This window comes from Methylobacterium sp. W2 (genome assembly GCF_020662345.1).
Classification (GTDB): domain Bacteria; phylum Pseudomonadota; class Alphaproteobacteria; order Rhizobiales; family Beijerinckiaceae; genus Methylobacterium.
Genome location: NZ_VMOA01000021.1, coordinates 36901 through 61277, shown reverse-complemented (window position 1 = coordinate 61277; position 24377 = coordinate 36901). Strand labels below are relative to the sequence as shown.

23 protein-coding genes are annotated in these 24377 nt (G+C 68.3%); 12 read left to right on the top strand and 11 right to left on the bottom strand.

What is annotated here, in order from left to right:
* Positions 1–5: 5 nt before the first annotated feature.
* The 4 genes from FPV16_RS13510 to FPV16_RS13495 are packed head-to-tail and all read right to left on the bottom strand — an operon-like array spanning position 6 to position 5219.
* Positions 6–623 carry a sarcosine oxidase subunit gamma gene (locus FPV16_RS13510; RefSeq protein WP_227438906.1) on the bottom strand — a complete coding sequence of 206 codons (618 nt, stop codon included), beginning with the start codon at positions 621–623 and terminating at the stop codon, positions 6–8.
* Positions 616–3654, bottom strand: a complete 3039-nt coding sequence (locus FPV16_RS13505; protein WP_227438904.1) for a sarcosine oxidase subunit alpha family protein — start codon at positions 3652–3654, stop codon at positions 616–618. Before FPV16_RS13505 ends, FPV16_RS13510 begins: the two co-directional genes overlap by 8 nt.
* Positions 3651–3938: a sarcosine oxidase subunit delta gene (locus tag FPV16_RS13500; RefSeq protein ID WP_227438902.1), complete on the bottom strand. Its 288-nt coding sequence runs from the start codon at positions 3936–3938 to the stop codon at positions 3651–3653. The genes FPV16_RS13505 and FPV16_RS13500 overlap by 4 nt, the downstream gene beginning before the upstream one ends.
* 30 nt (positions 3939–3968) lie before the next feature.
* Positions 3969–5219, bottom strand: a complete 1251-nt coding sequence (locus FPV16_RS13495) for a sarcosine oxidase subunit beta family protein (RefSeq protein ID WP_227438901.1) — start codon at positions 5217–5219, stop codon at positions 3969–3971.
* 222 nt (positions 5220–5441) lie between these two features.
* Here FPV16_RS13495 and FPV16_RS13490 point away from each other — a divergent pair, with 222 nt between their 5' ends.
* Complete coding sequence (locus tag FPV16_RS13490; RefSeq protein WP_227438947.1) at positions 5442–6347, top strand: GlxA family transcriptional regulator; 906 nt, start codon at positions 5442–5444, stop codon at positions 6345–6347.
* A 63-nt stretch (positions 6348–6410) separates the two neighbouring features.
* Here the strand turns inward: FPV16_RS13490 and FPV16_RS13485 are convergent, their stop codons facing one another.
* Positions 6411–6785, bottom strand: coding sequence for a hypothetical protein (locus FPV16_RS13485; protein ID WP_227438899.1), 375 nt, complete (start codon positions 6783–6785; stop codon positions 6411–6413).
* Between the two features lie 387 nt (positions 6786–7172).
* Entirely contained in the window at positions 7173–7859 is a 687-nt protein-coding gene (locus tag FPV16_RS13480; protein ID WP_227438897.1) for an HAD family hydrolase, read from the bottom strand.
* Between the two features lie 173 nt (positions 7860–8032).
* Here FPV16_RS13480 and FPV16_RS13475 point away from each other — a divergent pair, with 173 nt between their 5' ends.
* The 6 genes from FPV16_RS13475 to mepA all read left to right on the top strand — a co-directional run bounded on the left by FPV16_RS13475 (position 8033) and on the right by mepA (position 11655).
* The gene (locus FPV16_RS13475) at positions 8033–8353 is read left to right on the top strand and encodes a PetM family of cytochrome b6f complex subunit 7 (protein ID WP_227438895.1); all 321 of its coding nucleotides are present in this window, start codon (positions 8033–8035) and stop codon (positions 8351–8353) included.
* Positions 8354–8451: 98 nt separating this feature from the next.
* Positions 8452–9111 carry a peptide-methionine (S)-S-oxide reductase MsrA gene (msrA, locus tag FPV16_RS13470; RefSeq protein WP_227438893.1) on the top strand — a complete coding sequence of 220 codons (660 nt, stop codon included), beginning with the start codon at positions 8452–8454 and terminating at the stop codon, positions 9109–9111.
* Between the two features lie 85 nt (positions 9112–9196).
* Positions 9197–9700 carry a TIGR00645 family protein gene (locus FPV16_RS13465; protein WP_018045598.1) on the top strand — a complete coding sequence of 168 codons (504 nt, stop codon included), beginning with the start codon at positions 9197–9199 and terminating at the stop codon, positions 9698–9700.
* Between the two features lie 22 nt (positions 9701–9722).
* Positions 9723–10037, top strand: a complete 315-nt coding sequence (locus FPV16_RS13460) for a DUF2293 domain-containing protein (protein ID WP_227438886.1) — start codon at positions 9723–9725, stop codon at positions 10035–10037.
* 108 nt (positions 10038–10145) lie between these two features.
* The gene (locus FPV16_RS13455; protein ID WP_227438885.1) at positions 10146–10679 is read left to right on the top strand and encodes a hypothetical protein; all 534 of its coding nucleotides are present in this window, start codon (positions 10146–10148) and stop codon (positions 10677–10679) included.
* A 46-nt stretch (positions 10680–10725) separates the two neighbouring features.
* Complete coding sequence (mepA, locus tag FPV16_RS13450) at positions 10726–11655, top strand: penicillin-insensitive murein endopeptidase (RefSeq protein WP_227438876.1); 930 nt, start codon at positions 10726–10728, stop codon at positions 11653–11655.
* Between the two features lie 272 nt (positions 11656–11927).
* Here the strand turns inward: mepA and FPV16_RS13445 are convergent, their stop codons facing one another.
* Positions 11928–13271, bottom strand: coding sequence for a dicarboxylate/amino acid:cation symporter (locus FPV16_RS13445; protein WP_227438874.1), 1344 nt, complete (start codon positions 13269–13271; stop codon positions 11928–11930).
* Between the two features lie 310 nt (positions 13272–13581).
* On the opposite strand from FPV16_RS13445, the gene FPV16_RS13440 reads away from it, so the two are divergent.
* The gene (locus FPV16_RS13440; RefSeq protein WP_227438872.1) at positions 13582–15459 is read left to right on the top strand and encodes an ATP-binding protein; all 1878 of its coding nucleotides are present in this window, start codon (positions 13582–13584) and stop codon (positions 15457–15459) included.
* The gene (locus tag FPV16_RS13435) at positions 15456–16814 is read left to right on the top strand and encodes a sigma-54-dependent transcriptional regulator (RefSeq protein ID WP_227438871.1); all 1359 of its coding nucleotides are present in this window, start codon (positions 15456–15458) and stop codon (positions 16812–16814) included. Before FPV16_RS13440 ends, FPV16_RS13435 begins: the two co-directional genes overlap by 4 nt.
* A 21-nt stretch (positions 16815–16835) precedes the next feature.
* Here the strand turns inward: FPV16_RS13435 and FPV16_RS13430 are convergent, their stop codons facing one another.
* On the bottom strand, positions 16836–17087 hold the full coding sequence (locus FPV16_RS13430) for a hypothetical protein (protein WP_227438869.1): 252 nt from the start codon (positions 17085–17087) through the stop codon (positions 16836–16838).
* 345 nt (positions 17088–17432) lie between these two features.
* Here FPV16_RS13430 and FPV16_RS13425 point away from each other — a divergent pair, with 345 nt between their 5' ends.
* Both FPV16_RS13425 and FPV16_RS13420 read left to right on the top strand, forming a co-directional pair.
* Positions 17433–17861 (top strand): DMT family transporter, encoded by a 429-nt coding sequence (locus FPV16_RS13425; protein WP_227438867.1) that lies wholly within the window; start codon positions 17433–17435, stop codon positions 17859–17861.
* A 67-nt stretch (positions 17862–17928) separates the two neighbouring features.
* Positions 17929–19128 carry a serine hydrolase domain-containing protein gene (locus FPV16_RS13420; RefSeq protein WP_227438865.1) on the top strand — a complete coding sequence of 400 codons (1200 nt, stop codon included), beginning with the start codon at positions 17929–17931 and terminating at the stop codon, positions 19126–19128.
* Between the two features lie 374 nt (positions 19129–19502).
* On the opposite strand, the gene FPV16_RS13415 is transcribed toward FPV16_RS13420, so the two are convergent.
* Positions 19503–20048, bottom strand: coding sequence for a TetR/AcrR family transcriptional regulator (locus tag FPV16_RS13415; protein ID WP_227438863.1), 546 nt, complete (start codon positions 20046–20048; stop codon positions 19503–19505).
* Between the two features lie 123 nt (positions 20049–20171).
* On the opposite strand from FPV16_RS13415, the gene FPV16_RS13410 reads away from it, so the two are divergent.
* Positions 20172–21005: an N-acyl homoserine lactonase family protein gene (locus FPV16_RS13410; RefSeq protein WP_227438861.1), complete on the top strand. Its 834-nt coding sequence runs from the start codon at positions 20172–20174 to the stop codon at positions 21003–21005.
* A gap of 481 nt (positions 21006–21486) precedes the next feature.
* On the opposite strand, the gene FPV16_RS13405 is transcribed toward FPV16_RS13410, so the two are convergent.
* Both FPV16_RS13405 and FPV16_RS13400 read right to left on the bottom strand, forming a co-directional pair.
* Positions 21487–22995 carry an HdeD family acid-resistance protein gene (locus tag FPV16_RS13405; protein ID WP_227438859.1) on the bottom strand — a complete coding sequence of 503 codons (1509 nt, stop codon included), beginning with the start codon at positions 22993–22995 and terminating at the stop codon, positions 21487–21489.
* 396 nt (positions 22996–23391) lie between these two features.
* Positions 23392–24351: a DMT family transporter gene (locus tag FPV16_RS13400; RefSeq protein WP_227438857.1), complete on the bottom strand. Its 960-nt coding sequence runs from the start codon at positions 24349–24351 to the stop codon at positions 23392–23394.
* Between the last annotated feature and the right edge of the window lie 26 nt (positions 24352–24377).

Here is a 24377-nt window from a genome sequence, read left to right as displayed (position 1 = left end):
TCCGCTCACGGCGCCGCATTGCGAACGTCGTAGCCGAACTCAGCCGCGGCGTGGCTCATCCACGACCAGACGCTGCCGGTGGAACTGCGTGCCACGGCGAGGTCGTAGGTGGGGACTGCGTCCCGCTGCCAGACCTGCGCGCCCATATGCGCAAGGGCAGTGACGGCGACCTGCCCCGGCTGGAAGGCACGGGGATGAAGGTCGATGGCGAGGCCCTTGGCGAGGAACGCCCGGGCGTCCGGCCCGGACACGCGGACGATCGCGCGGGCGTCGCTCTGGTCGGTGACCGCGGCCAGGCCTTCAAGGGCTTGGCCGAGGCCCGCCATCTCCCTGCGCTCCTCGAAGAGAGCGAGCCATTGATCCGGTCCGGACCAGACCAATCCCCGCTCTCCCGTGAGATTGGCGCCCCCCGGATCGGGCAGCGACCAGCCGAAGCGCGCGTCCATAACCTGCCGCAGGGCGTCGGTCCGGCCCTTCACCGCGATCAGGGTGGCGAGCCCGAATTCCTCGCGCAGGGTCAGGGTGAGACCGGGCTCGCCGCCCGGACGTCCGTGCCGGCCGACCGGTGCGATCCCCGCCCAGGCGCTTCTCGGCCGCCATGTCGTCTCGATGCCGTCAGACACGCAGCTTCTCCTCTTTCGGGTCGACGAAGACCGGTGAGCAGATCTCGACTTCGATATCCCCGTCGCGCACCGGATCGTAGGCGCGCACCCGTGTCCCATGGCGCTCGGGGCCGCGCCGGATCAGGCCAAGCCCGATCCAGTGGCCGAGGCTCGGTGAATAGGCCACCGAGGTCATGGTGCCCTCGTCGGCCGCGAGGCTCGGGGCGGCATCGATGGCCAGGAACCGCGCCCCCGCGCGCAGGCGCTGGCTGCGGTCGACGGGGCGGAAACCCACGAGGATCGGCCGATCGGGATCGACGAGGGCAGGCCGCTCCTTCATCAGGCGGCCGATATAGTCCTTTTTCTTGGCGAGCAGGCCGCCGAGGCCGATGTCCCGCGCCGTGGTCTGGCCGTTGATCTCGGCGCCGGCCGCGTGGCCCTTCTCGATGCGCATCACTGAGAGCGCCTCCGAGCCGTAGGCGGTGATGCCGTAGGCCGAGCCGGCCGCCATGATCGCCCGCCACGCGGCATCGCCATACGCCGCCGGGACGGCGAGTTCATAGGCGAGTTCGCCCGAAAACGAGATGCGGAACAGCCGTGCGGGGATGCCGCCGCCTACCGTGACGTCGGCGCAGGCCAGGAAGGGGAAGGCTTCGTTCGACAGGTCGAAACCGGGATCGACGATGCCGCACAGCGTGTCGCGGGCGCGCGGGCCGGCTACGGCGTACTGCGCCCATTGCTCGCTCACGGAGACCATCTGCACGTCGAGTTCCGGCCACAGCCATTGGTGGCAGAATTCCAGATGCTGCATCACCTTGGCGGCATTGGCCGTGGAGGCCGTCATCACGAAATGGCTCTCACCCAGCCGAGCGACGGTGCCGTCGTCGAGAACGAAGCCGTCCTCGCGCAGGAGCACGGCGTAGCGCGCCTTGCCCACGGGCAGCGTGCCAAACGGATTGGCGCAGACCCGCTCGATGAGAGCGAGCGCATCCCGCCCCTGGATGTCGATCTTGCCCAACGTCGTCACGTCGCAGACGCCCACATGAGCGCGCACGGTGTTCACCTCGCGATTGACCGTTTCCAGCCAGTCGCTCTCGCCGGGCTTCGGGAAGTAGGCCGGGCGAAGCCACAGGCCGGTCTCGACGAAGACCGCTGCCTGCTCCTCGCACCAGGCATGGGAGGGAACATGCCGGGTCGCCCGGAAATCCTTGCCCCGGTGATGTCCGGCAAAGGCGCCGATGGCGACGGGGGTGAAGGGCGGCCGGAACATCGTGGTGCCGACGCTCGCGACCGGCTGGCCGGTGAGCTCCGCCATGATGCCGAGCCCGGCGAGGTTCGAGGTCTTGCCCTGGTCGGTGGCCATGCCGAGGGTGGTGTAGCGCTTCAAGAGCTCCACTGCGCGAAAGCCCTCGCGATGGGCGAGCTCCACATCGGAAGCGGCCACATCGTTCTGGAAATCGACGAAGGCCTTGCCCTTCGAGACCGGGACCCGCCAGAGCGGCGTATGGGCAATGCTCTCGGGATCGGTCTTCGGGGTCTCGGGCGCGGCGCCGGCGAATCCGCAGGCGGAGGCGGCCGCCGCCCCGGCCCGGCCACCGGTTTCCAGGCAGGAGGCCAGGGTAAAGGCCCCGCCCGCCGCCCCGACGGCCACCATGCCGGAGGGAAGCGCGCCAGGGACGAAGGCATGGATCGCCTCGTCCCAGACCGGGCGCCGCGACAGGTGCGAATCGAGATGCACGATCGGGTTCCAGCCATTGGCCATGGCGAGGCAGTCGCAGGCGATGGTCTGGCGGCTGCCATAGGTGTCCACCACCTCGATCGCCTCAAGGCCGAGATGCCCCTTCGTGCCGGTGACGTAGCCGTCACAGATCACCTGCGCGCCTGCCTCCTCGGCGGCTCGGCGCAGCTCGGCCGGTACCGAGGCGCGGGAATCGATCACCGCCGCCACCTGCCCGCCGGCCGCGACGACATCGGCCATCGTGCGCCAGCCGTCATCGCCCGACGTGAAGATCGCGATGGTTCTGCCAGGGAGCACGCCGTATCGGTTGAGGTAGGTCCGCACAGCGCCGGCCAGCATCACGCCGGGCCGGTCGTTGCCGCCGAAGACGTGCGGGCGCTCGATGGCTCCGGCAGCGAGGATGGCCTGCCTTGCCGTGATCCGCCACATGCGCTGGCGCGGCGCATGGGCGGGGGGCACGGCCAGATGATCGCCGACGCGCTCGACCGCCCCGTAGGCACCGTGATCGTAGACCCCGAACAGGGTGGTTCGGGGAAGGATGCGCACCTCCGGCATGGATTCCAGTTCGGCGAGGGCGTCCGCCGCCCAATCCGCACCGGATCGCCCGGCGATCTCGCGCTGGTCGGCGAGGAGGCGCCCCCCCATCCGGTGATCCTCATCGACGAGGATGACGCGCGCGCCCGACCGACCGGCGGCCAAGGCCGCCGCGAGACCGGCCGGTCCGGCGCCGATGACCAGCACGTCACAGAACGCGAAGACCTTGTCGTAGGTGTCGGGATCGGGCGCATGGGCAGCCCGACCGAGGCCGGCGGCGCGCCGGATCATCGGCTCGTAGAGCTTCTCCCACAGAGCGGCCGGCCACATGAAGGTCTTGTAGTAGAACCCCGCTGCGAAGACCGGCGCCGCCAGGGCGTTGACCGAGAGGGCGTCGTATTTCAGCGACGGCCAGCGATTCTGGCTCGACGCCTCCAGGCCCTCGTACAGTTCGGCCACGGTGGCGCGGGTGTTCGGCTCGCGGCGCGCGCCCGAGCGCAGCTCGACGAGGGCGTTCGGCTCCTCCGAACCGGCGCTGAGGATGCCGCGCGGGCGGTGGTACTTGAACGACCGGCCAACGAGGCGCACGCCGTTGGCCAACAGCGCCGAGGCCAGGGTATCGCCCTGGAAACCGCTGTAGCGGCGACCGTCGAAGGTGAAGTCCAGGGGACGGCGCCGGTCGATCATGCCGCCGGTCGCGGTGCGAAAGCCCTGCCCGGTGGTCGTTGCCGGGGTCGCGCCGCTCGGGGAGGCGGTGTCCCGAAGGGTGATCGTGGTCATGCGACCTCTCCTGTCCGGCGGCTCAGTGCAACATCGCGGGCGGAGGACACCCCGGTGATCTCGTGGGTTCGCGTATCCCGATCGACCACGAGCCAGGAGCGGCAGCCGGCGCCGTGATACCAGAGCTCGCGATGGGGGCCGGCCGGGTTGTCGCGCAGGTAGACGTAGTCGTGCATGGCGGCGGGCGGCGCCTCCATACCGTCGGGCCGGATCGGCGCGGCGTCGCCAAGATAGCTGAACTCGCCGTTGTCGCGGGGCCCGCAATGGGGGCATCGGATACGCATGATCGTCGTTCCCTCACTCCAGATCCGCGCTCAATGCAGGTTCGGCTGGGCGCCCATGCCCTTCTCGTCGATGAGATGGCCGGTGGCGAAACGGTCGAGCCGGTAGGCGGCGGCGTCCTCATGGGACTTGTCGCGGGCGATGAGATGGGCAAAGCAGAACCCCGCCGCCGGGGTCGCCTTGAAGCCGCCGTAGCACCAGCCCGCGTTGAGATAGAGCCCGTCGACCGGCGTGCGGTCGATGATCGGGCTGCCGTCCATGGACATATCCATGATCCCGCCCCAGTGCCGCAGCAGGCGCAGGCGCCCGAGGCCCGGCCACAGGGCCATGCCGCCCTCCATCACGTCCTCGATCGTGGCGAGGTTGCCGCGCTGAGCGTAGGAATTGTAGCCGTCGATATCCCCGCCGAAGACGAGGCCGCCCTTGTCAGACTGGCTGACGTAGAAATGCCCGGCCCCGAAGGTCATCACCGTGTCGATGAGCGGCTTCACGCCCTCGCTGACGAAGGCCTGGAGCACGTGGCTCTCGATCGGCAGGCGCAGGTCGGCCATGGACGCCAGCAGCGATGTCGAGCCGGCCACCGAGAGCGCGACCTTCTTCGCCCGGATGAAGCCACGGCTCGTCTCGACCCCCACCACCCGGCCGTTCTCGCGGCGAATGCCGGTGACGGCGCAGTTCTGGACGATATCGACGCCCCGGTCACTGGCGGCGCGGGCATAGCCCCAAGCCACGGCGTCATGGCGCACCGTGCCGCCCCGGCGCTGGAGGAGACCGCCCTTCACGGGAAAGCGCGCGTTGTGGAAATCGATGAACGGCACCATTCCCCGAACCCCCTCGCGGTCGAGGAGTTCGGCATCGATGCCCGCCATCCGCATGGCGTTGCCGCGCCGGGCATAGGCGTCGCGTTGCGCGTCCGAATGGTAGAGATTCAGCACGCCGCGCTGGCTCACCATGGCGTTGTAGTTGATGTCCTGCTCCAGGCCCTCCCAGAGCTTCATCGACCGTTCGTAGAACGGGATGTTGCCGGCGAGCCCGTAATTCGAGCGGACGATGGTGGTGTTGCGACCGACATTGCCGGAGCCGACATGGCTCTTCTCCAGCACCGCGATGTTGGTAAGGCCGTGCTCCTTGGCGAGGTAATAGGCAGTCGCGAGGCCGTGACCGCCGCCGCCGACGATGACGGCATCATACTCGGTCTTGGGCGTGGCATCGCGCCATTGGGGCTTCCAATCGCGCTGGCCACGCAGGGCCTGACCCAGGACGCTGAGGAGGGAATAGCGCATGGCGGGACATGCTCCGGGGCTGACTGCAACGTGTGAGCCTCACCGGTAGCCTATAGCCGGCCGGGACCCCTTGCATTTTGCGACGTCATTCGGACAATTTGCGCAGAAATGAGCATCCGCCCCCCAGCGCCCAATTCTTCATGTTCGGGCCGGAACGCCGCCGCGCCGAAAAGGCCGGAGCCGCTGACCGTCGGCTTTATCCTGCTGCCCGGCTTTCCGCTCATGTCCTACGCGGCCGCGGTCGAACCCATGCGGGCGGCCAACACCCTCCTGGACAGCGAAGTCTACCGCTGGTGGCATGCGGCCCCCGGCGGAGGCGCCGTCCAGGCTTCGAACGGAATCGCGATCCTGCCGGATGTCGATGTCGGTGACACCAAACTCGACGCCGATCGGGTCTTCGTCTGCGCGGGCGGAAATCCCGCCGCCTTCGACGACCCGGCCCTGACCGCCTGGCTTCGCCATCTCGCCCGGCGTGGAATCACGCTCGGCGGCATTTCCGGAGGGCCTTACCTGCTCGCTCGCGCGGGTCTGCTGACGGGGCGCCGCTGCACGCTCCACTGGGAGCATGTTCCCGCCTTCGAGGAACGCTACCCGGATATCGAGGTCGTGCGCTCCCTGTTCGAGATCCAGGACGATCGGATCACCTGCTCGGGCGGCATCGCCGCCCTCGACCTGATGCTCAACCTGATCGAGCGCGACCACGGTCCGGGCCTCGCCAACGGAGTCAGCGACTGGTTTCTGCACAACCAGATCCGGGAGGGCCTGAGCCCGCAGAGGATGGACCTGCGCCTGCGGATCGGGGTGCGGGATCCGCGCCTGCTCCGGGTCCTCGCCGCGATGGAGGCCAATCTGGAAGCGCCGCTACCGCGGCAGGGCTTGGCCGAACTCGCCCGCGTCTCGATCCGCCAGCTCGAACTGCTCTTCAGAAACCGGATCGGTATCAGTCTTCACCAGCATTATCTCGCCCTGCGGCTCGACCGGGCCCATCAGCTCCGTCGCGAGAGCGCGCTGAACTCGGCCGAGATCGCCATGGCGACGGGCTTTGCCAATGCGGCCGAACTCGCCCGGGCCGAGCGTCGGCGGAGCCTGAAGGCCACGCCTCCGTCGAGCACCGTCGGCGAAGCGTGAAGGGCCTGTCCCCAGCAATGGGCGTCCCTACTGGAACGCCCACTGTCGAAGGGTAACGAAAGCTCAGCGCCCGTACGCCGTCCGATGAAGGTCGAGATCCGCCTCGGGACGTACGAGATCGAGCCGGGTTGAGACGGCGTGCCGGCGCGGCGCACGACGGGCCGCGAAACGGTCCCGCGCCGCCTTTGCCGCCTGCTCGACGCTGCGGAAGACGAGCCCGTCGAGGGGGTCGAAATCGCGTCCTGACGAGAAGAACCGCACACCGCCCCGTTCGGGCACGGCGATGCCGGCCGTCACTTCGCCGATTTCGATCACCCGTGGCGGCGGGGTGGCATGAAGACGGTTGCGGGCACGGGCCTGGAGATGATCCGCCTGGACATCAGGCGTGTGCAATCGGTTCAACGCCCGATGAGCGTCGTCCTGGTGGAAATGGGGCATGATGTCGTGAACTCCTGACGCGGCCTGAGGGCCATTCTGCTGAAGGCGTCTCGATCTGACGGGTCGGTCAGCATCGACAGCGGGAGCAGGCATGCAGAAGAGTTTGGAACGACGATCGATCAATCACGGCAAGTCATCCTTTCGACGAAGGACCACGAGGCGCGAACGCTCCGCAGTGCTTTAGCGTTTGATGACGCGGGGCAAGCTACACACTTCAAATCACCGCGGCGGATCGGCCCATCCGGACCACAACCGCACCTATAGAATGATAGCAGTCCTCCGCTTCGTCAACGGATGCATCTTCCGAATGCATGTGCCCTCATGGCATGAATGACGCGCAGATCAACGGAGCGCAGTCGGTTTCTTCGGGACGAGCCGAAGTCAGGCTTACACTGCGGGGCGCTCGATCAGGCCGGCGAGGTCGCGATGATTCCCATAGACCCGTTCGGCCCCGGCCGCGATCAGGTCCGCCCCCGTGGGATCGTGCTCCCAATGGCCCCCGCCGGTGAAGCCGAGGACGCGCATTCCAGCGGCGCGCGCCGCCGTGACGCCGGGCACGCTATCCTCCACCACGAGGCATCGATTGGGGGCAAAGCCCATCTCGGCGGCGGCATGGAGGAAGAGGTCGGGCGCCGGCTTACCGTGGGAGACCATGGTCGCTGAGAAGATGCGGCCCTCGAACAGGGGCAGCAGACCGGTGAGGCCGAGTGAATGGGCAAGGCGCGCCGGATCGCTGCTCGAGGCGACGCAGCTCGGAAGCTTCAGGGCCCGTACCGCCAGGGCGATCCCCTCCATGGCACGCAGGTCACGATCGAAGGCGCGAAGGGTTTCGGCCTTCACCGCCTCGACGAAGCCTTCGGGGGCGACGATCCCGTAATCGCGCTCGATATGCCCCATGATCGAGGTCATGGACGTGCCGGCGAAGCGCTCCCTCACCGTATCCACATCGATGGCGACGCCGATCCGGTTGAGCCCGGCGGTCAGGGTTCCGAGGCTCAGCGGCTCGCTGTCGACCAGTACCCCGTCGCAATCGAAGATCACCAGTCCGGTGGTGGTTTCGGGTTCGGTCGGCAAGGCGATGGTCCGCTGGATGTGGCTGCGGCGGGCTGTGCCACGGAGCCGTCACGCCGCGCAATGGCGGGCCGTGGCGGCCATTGCGCGCGAGTCCCCCGGAGACCTTGCGCCACGCGGCGAAGCCCCCTAACCCGGCAGGGCCGGCACGGGAGCCGGCCTGTGTGCAAGTCGCGATGCTCCGCTTTTTCAGCCGCCTCCTCGGATATGTCGTCCTCGCGGCGGGCTTCGTCGGCCTCGTCTACGATGGCGCGCGCTCGATCGCCAATAACGGCGTGCGCGTCACCAGCCTGAGCGACCTTCTGATGACGCTGTTCAAGGAGCGCGGGAGTGCGCTCCAGGGCTCGGTGGAGAGCGTGGCCCCATGGCTGTGGCAGGCCCTCGTCCTGCCGCTCACCCTGGCCCCCGCCTGCCTCCTCGGCCTCGGTCTCGGGGCCTTCCTGCTTTGGCTCGGCCAGCCGCCCCGCGAGCCGATCGGCTTTCTCAGCCGGCCCTGACGCCTCGACCGTAAGGCATGCCGTTTCGACACGGGGCATTCAGCAAGAGGGTCCGGCACCCCATATAGGGAACATCCCGCCCTCTCACGGAGGCCCCGATGCTCCAGTTCTTCCGCAAGCGCCCCGAAATGCCGAGTGCCGCCGACGCGCTGCCCGGCCGCTCGACGCCGCTCCCCACCACGGACACTCATTTCGTCAATGGCCATTCACTGAAGGGGCCTTATCCCGAGGGAAGCGAGCAGATCGTCCTCGGGCTTGGCTGCTTCTGGGGCACCGAGCGCAAGTTCTGGCAATTGCCGGATGGAATCGTCGTGACGGCGGTGGGCTATGCCGGCGGCTTCACGCCCAATCCGACCTACGAGGAGGTCTGCTCGGGCATGACCGGGCATAACGAGGTGGTCCTCGTCGTCTATGATCCGGCCGTGCGCCCCCTGGAGGCGGTACTCAAGACGTTCTTCGAGAGCCATGACCCGACCCAGGGCATGCGCCAGGGCAACGATGTCGGCACGCAATACCGCTCGGGAATCTACACGGCGAACGAGGCGCAGGCCGAGACGGCCAGAAGCGTCCGCGCGGCCTACGGAGAAGCCCTGAAGGCCCGGGGCTTTGGCGAGATCACCACCGAGATCAAGCCGCTCGATGCGTTCTACTTCGCCGAAGGCTACCATCAGCAATACCTCGCCAAGAACCCAGCGGGCTATTGCGGTGTCGGCGGCACCGGGGTGACCTGTCCGATCGGAACCGGCGTCGCCGCCTGAGGCGCCTCGCCCGCCGAGCTCACCGCTTGTCGAGCTTGGCCGCACATGCCAAACCCCGCTCGATCGGGCGGGGGATTCGAGACGGATGATCGAACAGGTTTTCGAACGCGTGCTCTTCGCGTGCCGCTGGCTGCTGGCGCCGTTCTACGCGGCGCTCGGCATCGGCATCGTCGTGCTTCTGGTCAAGCTGCTGCAGGAACTCGCTCATTTCGTCCTGCACATGTGGAGCGCCACCGAGTCGCAGATCATTCTCGGTGTCCTGACCCTGGTGGATCTGTCCTTCACCGCGTCGCTGCTCATCATCGTGATGTTCTCGGGCTACGAGAACTTCGTCTCGAAGATCGATCATACGGACCACAAGGACTGGCCCGAATGGATGGGGACGATCGACTTCACCGGGCTGAAGCTGAAGCTGATGTCCTCGATCGTCGCCATCTCGGCGATCTCGCTGCTGAAAGCCTTCATGGACATCAAGGCGACGCCGGACCGCGAGTTGTACTGGCTCGTCGGTCTCCATATGGTGTTCGTCGTCTCCGGCATCCTGATGGCCCTCACGGATCGGATCGCCGCCGGGCACCACGACAAGTAGGGACGTCCCGGGAGACGCCGCGATGACCCGCGCGGAGGCCGTCGGCGAAGCGCTTCGGATCCTCGCTCCGCGCCTGCCCGCCTTCGAGACGGATTCCGTCCTCGCGCGGGCGCTGGCCAGTCCGGGCCTGCGACATGCGAGCCCCGAGAGCGCGGCATGGCTCGCCCTCGTCGCCTTCACCCGTCACGTCTTCACCGAGTACGATGCCTATCTCGACGAGGGCTATGACCGCGACAGCGCCCGCCATTTCATCCTCGACGAACTGAACGAGACCTTACGCGGCTGGGGTGTGCGCCGAACCGTGTCCGAGAACGTTGAGCAACCGGACGACGAGTGATCACCGGGTCCGCGCCGCCCCGCCGGAGCGGACCGCCACTGGAAACCTTTCCGGCCGCGGAACCGTTCTCACGGTCGAGGGGCTGCGACCGTTCACAGGACAGCGGCCATGCGCAGAATGTTCCCGATCATCGCCGGACTGGTGCTCGCATTCGGTGCGGGTCTCGCCGCCGACGGGGCGTGGGCGCAGCAGGCTTCCGATCCGGCCGCTTGCACCTCGTTCGACTGGCCGATCCTGCGGGAGCAGGCCTGGTTCGAAGCGCCCTCCCTCCCCCGGCTCGATTCCGGCGCGACCCTCTCCGCGGAGATGCCGGGCGCCGTTCTGGCACTCAAGCCGATCGCGGAGGCCGATCTTCCCTTGACGCCCTCGCGCGAACCGAAGCCCGGCACATTCGGCGGCAGCTTGCGGATACCGCCCGTCGTCACGCCCGGCCTGTATCAGGTGACCCTGTCGGACAATGCCTGGATCGATGTGAGTCAGGACGGCAGGACGACGCGCAAGCCCGTGGCAAGCACGATGCGGCCCGGATGTCCGGGCGTCTCGAAGAGCATCCGGTTCCAGTTCGGCACCACACCGATCCTCATCGTCGTCAGCGGTGCGAAATCGAACTCGATCAAGGTTGCGGTCTCGACGGCGGAATAACCGAGAGCTCTCGACGGCCCGACGGCCGATGGACTAGGTTGTCGCCATGCACCTGACCTCACGTCTGTCCCGCCTCGCGGCTCTCGCTCTTCTCGTCTGCGGAGGCACCGCGCAGGCCCAGGACAGGGGCAGCGTGAACCCCAAGCCGCTGCCGCCGCTGGACAATCCCGACGCGCCCTCGACGCCGGCCAAAGCCCTGTTCGGACGGGCGACGACTCCGGCTCCCGGCCCGGCCCGACCCTACGGATCCTACGCCAAGGGATGCTTCTCCGGCGGTGAGGCACTGGCCCAGGACGGACAGAACTGGCAGGTGATGCGCCTCTCGCGCAACCGGATGTGGGGCACGCCGAATCTCGTGGATTTCATCGAGCGACTGGCGGCCAAGGCGCCCCGCGTCGGTTGGAACGGCCTTCTCGTGGGCGACATGTCCCAGCCTCGCGGCGGACCGATGCTCACGGGCCACGCCTCCCACCAGCTCGGCCTCGACGCCGATATCTGGCTGACACCGATGCCGGACCACCGCATGACTCGCGCCGAGCGCGAAGAGACCTCGGCCACCAACGTGGTGCGCACGGACCGCCTCGACATCGATCCGCAGGTCTGGACGCCGGAGCACCTCAAGCTGATCCGCCTCACGGCCCAGCAGCCGGAGGTCGCGCGCCTCTTCGTCAACCCGGCGATCAAGAAAGCCCTGTGCCGGGAGGCGGGGGGCGATCGCTCCTGGCTCAACAAGGTGCGCCCAATGTACGGGCATAATTATCACTACCATATCCGCCTCTCCTGCCCGGCCGGCGACGACCAGTGCGGAGACCAGGCGCCGCCGCCGTCCGGCGACGGCTGCGGCGAGGAGCTCGCCTATTGGTTCAGCGACGCGGTGCTGAACCCGCCGAAATCGACGAAGCCGGCGAGGCCGAAGCCGCCGATGACCATGGCGGCCCTCCCCGCCGCTTGCCGGGTAGTGCTGAAGGCTCGGTGAGCGTTTGGCTTTCGGGAGCGTGAGGCAAGAAGAGCACGTCTCGGGACATGGTGCGACAGGCGGAGATCCCGAGCCGTACGTGGTGGACGCGCTTCTGGCGGAATCGGGCACATGCCTCCCGTGGAATAGCATCGGCGGAAGCTTTGACCCGGAACGCGCGGGCCACGCTTGAACGCGAAAAGGACAGGCCGGTCCCTCGCGGCCCGGCCTGTCCTTTATGAAGGGGTCCGAGGCCGGATGGATATCCATCGGGCCTCGGCTTAGGTCGCGCGTTACTCGGCGGCCTGGAGAACCGGCATCTCGCTCGCCAGGGGCATCGGGCTGCCACCGAGGGCGGCCGCGAGCCTGACGTCGTCGACCTCACCTTCCCAGCGGGCGACGACGATGCAGGCCACCGCGTTGCCGATGAAGTTGGTGAGCGCGCGGCACTCGGACATGAACCGGTCGACGCCGAGGATCAGCGCCATGCCGACGACGGGCACCGAGGGGACCACCGCGAGGGTCGCGGCCAGGGTGATGAAGCCAGAGCCGGTGACGCCCGCCGCGCCCTTCGAGGACAGCATCGCCACGAGGAGGAGCAGGCCCTGCTCGCCGTAGGTCAGCGGGGTGTCCGTCGCCTGGGCGATGAAGAGCGCCGCCATGGTCATGTAGATGTTGGTTCCGTCGAGGTTGAACGAGTAGCCGGTGGGAACCACGAGGCCGACGACGGGCTTCGAGCACCCGGCGCGCTCCATCTTCTCAAGCAGCGAGGGTAGGGCCGACTCGGAGGACGAGGTACCGAGCACGAGCATCAGCTCCTCCTTGATGTAGCGGATGAGCTTGACGATCGAGAAGCCGTTGTAGCGGGCGACCAGGCCGAGGACGCCGAGCACGAAGATCGCCGAGGTCAGGTAGAAGGCGCCGACGAGGTAGGCGAGGTTGGCGAGCGAGGCGATGCCGTACTTGCCGATGGTGAAGGCCATGGCGCCGAAGGCACCGATGGGGGCGACCTTCATGATGATGTTGACGACACCGAAGATGGCTTCCGACAGCACCTTAATGATGTCGAGAACCGGCTTGCCGCGGTCGCCCAGGAAGGCGAGGCCGAAGCCGAACAGCACCGAGAAGAACAGGACCTGAAGGATCTCGCCACCCGAGAAGGCGCCCACCGCCGTGGTCGGGATGATGTTCATGAGGAAGTCGGTGATCGACTGCGTCTTCGCCTTGTCGGCGTACATCGCGATCGACTTCGGATCGAGCGACTTCGGATCGATGTGCATGCCCGCGCCCGGCTGGACGAGGTTCGCCACGATCAGACCGACGATCAGGGCCAGTGTCGAGAAGGTGAGGAAGTAGATGAGCGCCTTGCCGCCGACACGGCCGACCTTCTCGAGATTGGTCATGCCGGCGATGCCGGAGACGACCGTGAGGAAGATCACCGGCGCGATGATCATCTTGACGAGCTTGATGAAGGCGTCGCCGAGCGGCTTCATGTCCGCGCCGACCTGCGGGTAGAAGTGGCCGAGGGTGATGCCGATCGCCACGGCGACGAGCACCTGGAAATACAGCGTGCGATAGATGGGCTTAGGCTTTACCGGCGCGTGCGGCGCGGTGAGCGGGGACGGTATGGTGGCCATGGCGGGCTTCTCCCTTGGGAATAGATCGGTTCGGATCGAAGTGCCGGGGGTGTCCGGGCCTCGTCGTCTTTTGGTCTTGGCGTCCGGGGTTGGACCCCTTCGGCGCGCAGCCCTGCGATGAACGCAGGCCTGCGTTTCGGTTTGAGAATGGCAACCGCCGTGCCAGATCGGGAACTCCCGAAATAATTCGTTAAAACATTGATTTGAGACATATTTTTCAGATGGCCGCCAATCTCCCCCTCAGGTCGAATGCGAGTGTCCGCACAGGGTCGCGAAAACCCGTCCGGGATTTCGCACTGGAGCGAGCCCGTTGAATGCGAATGGCCCGCCTCGCGAGGGAACCGATCGCGGATTCCTGAAACGGTCGCGACGGAGCCTCGTCCTCGCCGCCAGCCTCGTCCTCGTTTGGGTCGCGGCGTGGCTGGCCGGGCAGGCAGCCGAACGCTGGGCGCTGGCCGACCTGCGCCGCACGGCGCAGTCGACCCTGGCGCTGCAGGTCGGCGCCCTGCGGGCCGAGATGCAGAAACAGGCCTCGCTCCCCCTGGCCCTCGCGGCGGATCCGGAGATCGCCGCCGTGGCGGGGCCGGATCCGACGCCGGCCATGGTCGCGCAGGTCAGCAAGCGCCTCGCCCAGGTGGCGGCCGCCACAGGCTCGGCGGTGATCTACGTCATTCGCCCGGACGGCATCACCGTGGCCGCGAGCAACGCGGAGGCCGAGCGCAGCTTCGTCGGCCGGGACTACGCGTTCAGACCCTACTTCCGGCAGGCCATGACCGATGGCGCCGGCTCGCAATTCGCCTTGGGCACGGTGAGCGGCCGGGCGGGGCTCTACCTGTCGCGGCGGATCGGCGAGGCTGGCGGCGTCGTCGTGGTGAAGATCGAGTTCGATGGGGTCGAGGCCGCGTGGCGGCAATCGGGAGACGGGGTGTTCGTGGCCGATGCGAGGGGCATCGTCCTCGTGGCGAGCGATCCCGCCTGGAGCTTCGCCACCCTGCGCGAGGTCGGCGACGACGAACGGAAGCGCATCCGCGCGGCGCTGGAATTCGGCGAGGCGCCGCTCTCGGCGCTCCCGCTCCATCCGGTCGGAGGGATGCAGGATCTCGTCCGCGTCGGCCGGGGATCGCGGCCGGCGCGGACAGCCCTCGCCCTGGACGCCCCCATTCCGGGCACCGACTGGCGGCTCCATACCCTGACGCCCGTGGGCCCGGCCGTGGACCGCGAGCGCGTGCAGGCCTGGATCATCGCCGCCCTCGGCACCGGCCTAGCCTGTATCGGGATCGCGACCCTGGCGGGCCGTCGTCGGCGGACCCGCCGGCACCTCGCTCAGGCCGCGGCGCGCCGGGAGGAGTTGGAGAGGAGCGTCGCCGAGCGGACGCTGGAACTCACCGACGCCAACCGTCTGCTCCGGCTGGAGATCGAGGAACGACGGAGGGCGGAGGAGGAGCGACGGCAGGCGGAAGCCGAGCGGGAGCGCCTCGGCCGCGAACTCGCGCAGGCCGGTCGGCTCGCTGCGTTGGGCCAGTTCGCCGCGAGCATGGCGCATGAGATCAACCAGCCGCTGGCCGCCATCCGCTCCTACGCCGACAATGCGGCGATCTTGGTCCGGCGGGGACGGGGCGAGGAGGCGGCGGAGAACGCCTTCGCCATCGGCCGCCTCACCGACCGCATCGGCGGGCTGACGCGGCAGCTCAAGGGGTTTGCCCGGCGCTCGTCGCCCCGGCGCGAACCCGTGGCCCTGGCCGATATCCTCGCCAACAGCCTGGAACTGGTGGAGGCGCGGGCGCGGGCGGCCCGGATTGCGGTGTCGGCGGAAAGGCCGGCTTCCGGCCTGTACGTCCTCGGCGACGGGCCGCGCCTCGAACAGGTCGTGGTCAACCTGCTCCAGAACGCCCTCGATGCGGCGGCGGGGAGCACCGATCCACGGGTCTCCATCCTGGTGCGGGACGCACCAGAGAATCGCGTGGCCATCGAGGTCCGCGATACAGGGCCGGGCCTGCCCGAGACCATCCGGGCCCAGGTCTTCGATGCGTTCTTCACCACCAAATCCGATGGGCTTGGGCTCGGGCTCGCCATCGCGCGCGGAATCGTCGAGGATTGCGGCGGCAGCCTGAACGCCCTGGACGATCCGGGCGGCGGCGCGGTGTTTCGGATGGAACTGGCGAAAGCCCCTGTGGAGACGGCCCCGTGAGCGTTCAAGAGGGTGCGGGCGGGTCGGCCGAGCGGGTCGTCTTCATCGACGACGAGGCGGATGTCTGCCGCGCCAACCGCCAGAGCCTGGAACTCGACGGGTTCACGGTGGAGACTTTCGGGGCCGCCGGACCGGCGCTGGCCGCCATCATTGCCGACCCGCCCGGCCTTGTGGTTACCGACGTGCGCCTGCCCGATCTCGACGGCATCGCCCTGTTCGGGCGGATCAAGGCGATCGATCCGGAGCTGCCGGTCATCCTGATCACCGGGCATGGCGACATCCGCATGGCGGTGGGGGCCATGCGCGACGGGGCCTACGACTTCCTGGCCAAGCCCTATCCGGCCGACTCCCTCGTCGCCTCGGCGCGCCGCGCCCTGGAGCGGCGCCGCCTCGTCCTCGAGAACCGCACCCTGCGCGCCCGGCTGGACGCGGCGGTGGAGGAGGACCCGGCCTTCCTCGGCATCTCACCCGAGATGGTGCGCCTGCGCCGCCTCGTGCGCGAGGTCGCCCAGGCCGATGTGGACGTGCTCGTCTTCGGCGAGACCGGATCGGGCAAGGAGGTGGTGGCGAGCGCCCTGCACCGCTGGAGCCGGCGGGCCGGCCGGAATTTCGTCGCCATGAATTGCGGGGCGCTGCCCGACAGCGTCGTCGAGAGCGAGCTCTTCGGCCACGAAGCCGGCGCCTTCACCGGTGCCCTCAAGCGCCGCGTCGGCCGGATCGAGCACGCGCAGGGGGGCACGCTGTTCCTCGACGAGATCGAGAGCATGCCGCTCGGTCTCCAGGTCAAGCTCTTGCGCGTGCTGCAGGAACGGGCGGTGGAGCCGCTGGGCACCAACGAGATCCGCCCCATCGACATGCGCGTGGTGGCGGCGACCAAGGTCGATCTCGGCCAGGCCGCCGCGCAGGGCACCTTCCGCGACGACCTCTACCACCGCCTCAACGTCATCACGATCGCGATCCCGCCCCTGCGCGACCGGCGCGAGGACGTGATGCTGCTGTTCCAGGAATTTCTGACCCGCGCGGCGACGCGTTTCGGCCGCGAGCCCGCACCGATGACACCGGCCGTGCGGGAGCACCTGCGCCGGCACGACTGGCCCGGCAACGTGCGTGAACTCGGCCATTTCGCCGAGCGTCACGCCCTGGGCCTCGGGCAGAACGAGGTCTTGCCGCCCGAGGCCGCCACCACCGGCACCCTGGCCGAACAGGTCGACCGGTTCGAGCGCGGCCTGATCCGCGAGGAGCTGATCATGGCCGGCGGCGATGTCCGCATCGCCGCCGAATCCCTCGGCACGCCGCGCAAGACCCTCTACGACAAGATCGCCCGGCACGGCCTGACGCCTACCGACTATCGTTGAGACGGAAGGGCTTAGCGATCCTCAGAAGCGGCGATCCTTGCGGTCCGGGTTCGGGCCGGTGGTGTGATAGCTGGCCATGCAGGCGTGATAGATCTGCGAGCCGAGGTCGTAGAGGCTGAGATTGCTCGGGTTGGCGGCGCTGAACACCTGCGCCCTGGCCTGCTCCCGGCAGGCGGCGTCCTGCGGGCTCTGGATCGGCGGCTCGTTCACCTGCTGCGCGAGGGCGGCCCCCGTGAAAGCGATGAGGAGAAAGGCGGTCAGGGTCGTGCGCATGGTGGCGAATTCCGTCGCGGGAAGAGGGACATAGAGAGGGGAAGGGTCTCGGTGGTGACGCGGATCGTGCCGGGAGGGCCCCCTGCGGACCAGCCGGCTCCGGGAGGACGGAGAGAATCTCGCGCGGTCCATCCCCGATCTGTGCCGTGGGACCCCGATCAGGGCAAGACGCCATCGACGGGCGGGCTTCGAATTCGGCGCGCGCATCCCGGATCGCCCGCGCCGGATCGGCGGATCGTCACCGCCACGCGGACCCCGCTTCGACCGCCATCGGGCAGCCTTTCATGCGCCATCCACACGGGACATTAACGGCCCGCGTGCTCTTGGGAGTCCGGAGCCGTACCGGTGGATTTTCCCCCCGGCCTCGGACACGGCGCGGCCATCGCCATGCGGATGGCCGCCCGATCCGCCCTTCAGCCCGCCGACCGCACGGACGACCCACGCATGAATCCCTATCTCCTCCTCGCCCTGGCCATCGGCGCCGAAGTGACGGCGACCCTCGCCCTCAAGGCGGCCGACGGCCTCACCAAGCCGGTGCCGACGATCATCGTGGTGCTGGGCTACGGCACGGCGTTCTGGCTGATGTCGAACAGCATGAACATGCTGCCGATCGGGATCGTCTACGCGATCTGGGCCGGGGTCGGCATGGTCGGCGCGGCACTCGGCGGCGCGCTGCTGTTCCAGGAGCCGATCACCCTGCCGATGATGATCGGGATCGCGGTGATCGCCGTGGGCGTGACGATCCTCGCCTCGGGCCAGACCGCGCCTCACTGAGCGGCACGGTTCCGCCGCCGAGGGCCGGGTGGGCCAAGAAATGTACTGAGCGGTGTACTGAGCGGTCATGTCGAGATCTTCCCGCCTCCGGCCCCGCTTTCGTCGCCCTTGGCTGGCCGGGGCGCTGATCGGCGCCTTGGCGCTGGGCGGTTTGGCTGCCGCCATCGGGCCGCTGCTCGGCGTGCCGAACCCGATCACGCTCGCTGCCCTCGCCATCATCGAACCCTCCTCCGTCGGCACCTGGTTCGCGAGCCGGGTGGTGGCGGCGGCGCCCTCGTCCCGCGCCCTGCCCGTCCGGCTCCACGCGATTCCCGAACGAGTCCCCTGGAAGGGACGGAGCGTTCCCCTGGCGGAGATGCTGCGGGCGACCCACACCAACGCCCTGCTGGTGACCCAGGACGGCACCCTCATCCATGAATGGTATCGCCCTGGCTTAGGCCAGGCGACGCTGTTCCCGTCCTGGTCGGTGGCGAAATCGGTGGTCTCGCTGCTGGTCGGACAGACGATCGCCGAGGGCAAACTCGCCGAGACCGACCCTGTGGCGACCCTGCTGCCCTATCTGCGGGACAAGCCGGCCTTCGGCCGCATCACCGTCCGCGACCTCCTCGACATGACGAGCGGATTGGCGGTGCCGGAGAATTACGACCCGTGGGACCCGCTCACGGGCACCGCCGGAATGTACCTCACCCGCGACATCCGGGCCTTCGTGCGCGACCACGCCACCCTGTCGTCGAAACCCGGCAGCACGGGTCAATACCGCAGCATCGACACCGAAATCCTCGGCCTGATCCTCGCGGAGGTGGAGAAGAAGCCCCTGGCCGACCTCCTCTCGCAGAGGATCTGGAAACCCATGGGCGCGGAGGCGAAGGCGACCTGGAATCTCGACCGGCCGGGGGGGACGGAGAAGGCCTTCTGCTGCATCAACGCCGTGGCCCGGGATTTCATCCGCCTGGGGCTGGTGGTGGCCGACCGTGGCCGCGTCGGCGGCGCGCGCATCGTTCCGCCGCGCTGGATCGAGCGGATCGAGACCCCGGCCCGCCGGGAGGTCGACGGCTGGCCCTACTCGGCGCAGTGGTGGCACGTGCCGGAGGGCGACGACGACATCTCCGCCATCGGCGTCTACGGGCAATACGTCTACATCAACCGCCAGACCGGCACGGTGATCGTCAAGCTCAGCGATCACGGCGCCGAAGAGGACGAGGCAGACACGCTGGCGGTGATGCTGGCCCTCTCCCGCGACCTCGCTGGCTCACGGCCGGGGCGGTGAGGCGAAGGGCCGGGCGGCGCTCTCCGTCATCGACGCATGTACCGATGGCGTGTCGGATTGGATTTATCAGCGGGTTCTCATGCTCAATTAGATCATCCCATCAGACCACCTCATCCTGAGGTGCCCGCATCAGCGGGCCTCGAAGGAGCCCTCCAGTCATCGCGCGATCCCTGGAAGCCTCCTTTGAGGCCGCTACGCGGCACCTCAGGATGACGTAAAGTCTTGGAGAACGACTTAAACAGCGCTCCGTCGATCGAGTGGTGAGAATCTGACGTTTGGTACCCGCTGCCGGGACTGCTTGCGACCCTTTGTAGAAGGTCGGAAGGTCCGATCTGAGGCAGCGTGGTGGACAAGGATGTGTTCTGCCACGGACATCACGTCGCCCAGCGTGTCCCCATGGCTTCGGCAACGCAATCTTCCAGAAAAGCTTTGTCGATGGGCTTTCGAAGAACCAGAAGGCGAAACCAGACGGGAGCCACGAGCCTCTCGATCAGGCGTGAGCCGTCCAGGCCGGACCCCGCTTCGCCACGGTCCGATGCACGGTCGATCACGATCATCGCCTGCTGGAAGCGATGCGTCCAGAACGCGGCAATGGCTGCATCAGCCGTCTCGTCTCTGCCGTCTCCCGCCGCCATGGCCCAGCGCACGAGACGCTCGTGGATAGGGTCCGACAAGGCCGCTGCGACCTGTTCGAGGTAGGCGGTCAGATCGCTTTCGAGGCCGCCCGTATCCGGTACTGCGACGGCGTCGTCGGACACGCTGACAAGAACGTCCGCCAGCAGGTCCGCGCGTGTCGGCCAGCGTCGATAGACGGTCGAGGGATCAACCCCGGCCCGGTCGGCCACCGCGCGATGGGACAGACCCAGGATGCCGTTCTGTAGAAGTTCGGCCTTCGCCGCGTCCCTGACGGCTTCCCGCACGCGGGAATTCCGGCCTCCTTCCCGCCGACGGGGAGGGCTTGTGTCGGTCATGGCATCTCCCGTTGACGACCCCGTTTGCATGATCCATTTAAAGCGATAAATGTCGTTTTAAGGAACCACCTGATGAAAATCCATCCCATCCGGATAGGCGATGTCCAGATCAAGTCCCGGCACCAGCACGCGCATCACAAGGCGCGTCCGAGACGCGCCTTGGACGTTCTCATGGACAAGCACTGGAGCCCTCGGCTTCCCATCGGCTGCTGGCTGGTGGAGCACCCGGATGGTCTGGTCCTCGTCGATACCGGCGAGAGCTCGCATGCCAACGATCCGGGCTACCAGCCCTGGTGGCACCCGTTCATGCAGACCTGCGAACGCCGTTGGGTGAATTCGGAGCAGGAAGCGCAGGCCGGGGTTCGGGCGCTCGGCTTCGATCCGCGCGACGTGCGTTGGGTCGTGATGACCCACATGCACGGAGACCATGCGGGCGGCATTCCCGGCTTTCCCGGCAGCAAGTTCGTGCTGAGTGCCACGGAGGCCAAGGCGGCCCTGGCCCGGACGGGTCCGCTGAACGGCTACCTGAACATGCACTACCCGGACTGGTTCAAGCCCCGTACGGTCGAGCATGCCGACGGACGGTGGGAAAGCTTCGAGACCAGCACGAAGCTGACGTCGGACGGACGCATCCGCATCGTGCCGACTCCCGGCCACACCGACGGGCACCAATCCGTCGTGATCGAGCAGGACGACCATCTCGTCCTCATCGCGGGCGATGCGTCCTATGACGAGCAGGCCATGCTGAGGGGTGATGTCGATGGCGTGGCGCAGAGCTATGAGCGTCACCGGGATACGACCGAGCGCATGAGGGCGCTGTGCCGTCGCCACCCCGTCGTGACGCAGTTCGCCCACGACCCCGGAAGCGCCGACAGACTGCATAACGGCATCCGCACCAAAGCCTGAAGGGCGTCGCATCAACACGAATGACTAGGTTGGGTGACCGGCTGAACGTCTGCTTCAGGGCGAAGTGTCAGGGTCCGCTCCCCACCCGCCTCGGACGCTCAGGGCGGGCACCATCCGTCAGATTTCGACCACGCGATCAACGACATCCCAGAAAAACGCGGGAGCGCCGATTAAATCCACCCGCCATCATTGATCCGCGCCCTGATCCGATACGGCTCCGCCAGGACGTGGGCGTGAGACATGCCGGCGGCCATTGCCATGGCGGCGGACGAAGAGGAGGTCGTCGAACGGCAGGCATGGAACCCGGCCGTCGTCACCGACCAGCGGAAGCGGGTCTTGTCGCTCCGGCACGCCGACACGGCGACGCGATGGTTGGGCAACGTGGGGATCTGCCTATTCCCATCATGCCACGGTCGCCCGGACGCTCCAAGGTCGGGGCTACCCCGCCGGATGTCGGACCGACCCGCTGCCGTCCTGCCGCCTACGCGGCCGGAGACCGCCGCCGGGCGAGGCTGCGCATCCGCGCCACCGCCTCGGCCCGCCAGTTGCGCAGGAGGCGGCGCCTCACGCCGTCCCAGCGGATGGCCGGGACCGGCGAGACGGGATCGATGAGGGCGCTGAGCGCCCGCGAGTAATCGAGCACGAGACCCGGCGTCCAGGTCATCGCGCCGGCCCCGTTGCGCAGGAGGGCGGCCGCCCAGAATTCCGGGCTCATCGCGGCCTGGGCGAGCCTGCGCCAGGGCTTGCCGGCCCGGCTGAACGCGCCCTCCACGGCGGCGTCGAGGGCGCGGGCGACGGTGGTGGAGCAGTTCCGGCCCACGAGATTGTAGGTCGCGTCACGGCGATAGCCGGCCCAGAAGCGCGTCAGGCCCGCCCCGTCGATGCCGCGCAGGGTGACCGTGACGGTGGCCTCGCACCAATCGTCCGCCTCCTCGCGGTAGCTCGGCAGGAAGCGGCCCGGCACGTTGTTCTCCGGGCCGGCCCGCAGGGTGGCGCGCAGGTTGTCGGGGGAGCGGTCGATCTCCACGGCGGGGTAATGGCTCACATAGAGCGGGCTCCCGTGCGTCCCGCTGCCGTCGCCGAGTTCCAGGGCCGCGTGGCCGGTGGAGACGTGGCCGCGCCCGTTCACCGAGATGACGTAGCGATGGACCAGGCGCTGCCGGGCCGGGATCGAGGCCGTTCCCGTCGGCGTCCAGACATAGACGGTGAGCGCGTCCGTGCCGGTCCCGTCGGCGCGCGGTCCGGCTGCCGCCGGAGGGCGCCGCAACCGCAGCCCGAGGATCGCCACCTTGATCCCCGCCAGCATCAGGAAGGCGCCGATGCAGAACCCCACCGTGCCGGCGTACCAGGTCGGCCAGGGCTGCAGGGTGATGATGCCGAGCGCCACGCCCAGGGCCCCATGCGCCGCCGACAGGCACCAGCCCGGAAAGCGGAGCACGTAGGAGAGCGCGAAGCGCGACAGGCCGTCGAACAGGAAGGCGGCCCCGAACAGCATGGCGAGGAGGAACGTGCTCGAGGACGAGGCCAGCATCGTCAGCACCGCCACCACGAGGAGGAGCGCCGCCTTGAGGAGGCGCAGCCGGCGCGCGGCGCCGGTGGCGACGAGGCCGCGGACGAACGAGCCCAAAGCCTCGACCACGAGGAGGAGGCCGAACCAGCGATCGGGAATATGCGTGGCCCCGTCGAGGGCGTCGATCACCAACGCGGCGCCGAACCCCGTCCAGACGAGACCCGCCCCGGTGACGAGGCCCCAGCGCCTGTGGACCGCCTCCCGCCCGACCAGCAGCAGCCAGAGCGGCAGCGCCATCTGGCTCGCCGGGGCCTCGGAGGCGGCGAGGAGATCGTCGACGGGGGCGCCCTCTCCCTTGGCCAGAGCGAGGGTCACGACGCCCTGCCCCTTCAGGCTCAGCCGCCCGTGGCCGGAAGCGCCCTCAGGGTGGGACGCGTCCGTCGCGGAGCCGTCGTGGAATGGTTGAGGCCGTATGGTCACCGGTGATCGCCCCCCGCAGCGCGACGTCTCCTATCACCGAGAAGACAGATCAAGGGAAAGGTTCGCTTAAAGCCGCCGCATCGACCGGATGTTTTTCGACACCGCCTGCGTGTCCTCTCCATTACGGCGAGCCCTCTGCACAGGGCCGCCGCGCGGGGAGGCGACCGGGCGATCGGGGGAGATGCGCCGCGCCGAGCGGTCCCGTCAGACGCCTGTCCCGATGGGCGTCGCGGGATGCGGACGTCTGCGCCTGCGCAGAGCGGCGGTGGGATCGCCAGGGTGAGCCATCCTCCATCGGATCGGGGGGCATGTCACGGGGAACCGTGAGGCACAGAGCCTCCCCGTCTTTCCGAGGCCGCCGCCGGCGCTGAAGGCGGATGGTCCCGACCAGGCCACTTAGATATCCCGCCCTTGATAGACGTCGGGCGGAATGCGTCGCCGCTGCTGACGGAAGCTCCAGAGGCGGCCGTCGATGGCCGCAAGCCCGCAACCGATCAGCACCATGCCGAGGACGTGCTGCGGTTGCAGTCGCTCGCCGAGCACCACTGCCCCCAGTAGGATGGCGGACACGGGAATGAGGAAGGTGACGAGGAGTAGGTTCGTTGCCCCCGCCGTCGCCAGTATGCGGAAGTACAGCACGTAGGCGAGCGCCGTAGACAAGGCCGCGAGACCGAAGACCGCGCCCCACGCCGATGCATCCGGCAGCGGCAAGGTCCATGGTCGATCGACAACCATGGCGATGGGCACAAGCATGAGCGCGGACGCCGTCACCTGCCCCGTGGCCGTCGCGAGCGGTCGAACGCCCATCCGCAGGAAGCGCCGCCCCAAGAGGCCGGCGAAGGCGTAGGACAAGGCCGCACCGAGTACAGCGACCTGCGCCAGAAGGTCGGCCCCGAGGCCCGCCAGGACGGTTGGCCCGACCATCACCGCAACGCCGGCAAGACCTATGAACACACCGACGAGCCGGTTGCCCGTCATCCTCTCGTCGGACGTGAAGACGTGGGCAGCGACGACGGTGAATAGCGGCGTGGCCGCGTTCAGGATGGCGGCGAGCCCTGAAGCGATGTGGGTTTGGCCCCACACGATCAGGCAGAAGGGAACGGCGTTGTTGAGGAAGCCCATGCCGAGGAAGGCGGCCCAGATCCGTGCCTCGCGCGGCATTCTGAGGCCCGAGAGGGGCACGACGGTGTTGAGGATCAACGCTGCGAGCCCGACACGCAGGACGACGAGGCTGAACGGCGGCAGAGCGGAGAGCGCCACGCGCGTGAAGAAGAACGATCCACCCCAGAGCACCGACAGGCTGAGCAACATCGCCCATTCGGGCGCAGACATCGTACGGTTCACGGCAGGGGGCATGACGGACCTCTCGCGGGTTCGCCTCG

What these genes read in the sequence shown, in the direction of transcription:
- FPV16_RS13505 (WP_227438904.1), bottom strand. Translation starts at nt 3,654, where the DNA reads ATGACCACGATCACCCTTCGGGACACCGCCTCCCCGAGCGGCGCGACC.
- FPV16_RS13500 (WP_227438902.1), bottom strand. Translation starts at nt 3,938, where the DNA reads ATGCGTATCCGATGCCCCCATTGCGGGCCCCGCGACAACGGCGAGTTC.
- FPV16_RS13495 (WP_227438901.1), bottom strand. Translation starts at nt 5,219, where the DNA reads ATGCGCTATTCCCTCCTCAGCGTCCTGGGTCAGGCCCTGCGTGGCCAG.
- FPV16_RS13490 (WP_227438947.1), top strand. Translation starts at nt 5,442, where the DNA reads ATGTCCTACGCGGCCGCGGTCGAACCCATGCGGGCGGCCAACACCCTC.
- FPV16_RS13485 (WP_227438899.1), bottom strand. Translation starts at nt 6,785, where the DNA reads ATGCCCCATTTCCACCAGGACGACGCTCATCGGGCGTTGAACCGATTG.
- FPV16_RS13475 (WP_227438895.1), top strand. Translation starts at nt 8,033, where the DNA reads ATGCTCCGCTTTTTCAGCCGCCTCCTCGGATATGTCGTCCTCGCGGCG.
- msrA (WP_227438893.1), top strand. Translation starts at nt 8,452, where the DNA reads ATGCTCCAGTTCTTCCGCAAGCGCCCCGAAATGCCGAGTGCCGCCGAC.
- FPV16_RS13465 (WP_018045598.1), top strand. Translation starts at nt 9,197, where the DNA reads ATGATCGAACAGGTTTTCGAACGCGTGCTCTTCGCGTGCCGCTGGCTG.
- FPV16_RS13460 (WP_227438886.1), top strand. Translation starts at nt 9,723, where the DNA reads ATGACCCGCGCGGAGGCCGTCGGCGAAGCGCTTCGGATCCTCGCTCCG.
- FPV16_RS13455 (WP_227438885.1), top strand. Translation starts at nt 10,146, where the DNA reads ATGCGCAGAATGTTCCCGATCATCGCCGGACTGGTGCTCGCATTCGGT.
- mepA (WP_227438876.1), top strand. Translation starts at nt 10,726, where the DNA reads ATGCACCTGACCTCACGTCTGTCCCGCCTCGCGGCTCTCGCTCTTCTC.
- FPV16_RS13445 (WP_227438874.1), bottom strand. Translation starts at nt 13,271, where the DNA reads ATGGCCACCATACCGTCCCCGCTCACCGCGCCGCACGCGCCGGTAAAG.
- FPV16_RS13430 (WP_227438869.1), bottom strand. Translation starts at nt 17,087, where the DNA reads ATGCGCACGACCCTGACCGCCTTTCTCCTCATCGCTTTCACGGGGGCC.
- FPV16_RS13420 (WP_227438865.1), top strand. Translation starts at nt 17,929, where the DNA reads ATGTCGAGATCTTCCCGCCTCCGGCCCCGCTTTCGTCGCCCTTGGCTG.
- FPV16_RS13410 (WP_227438861.1), top strand. Translation starts at nt 20,172, where the DNA reads ATGAAAATCCATCCCATCCGGATAGGCGATGTCCAGATCAAGTCCCGG.
- FPV16_RS13400 (WP_227438857.1), bottom strand. Translation starts at nt 24,351, where the DNA reads ATGCCCCCTGCCGTGAACCGTACGATGTCTGCGCCCGAATGGGCGATG.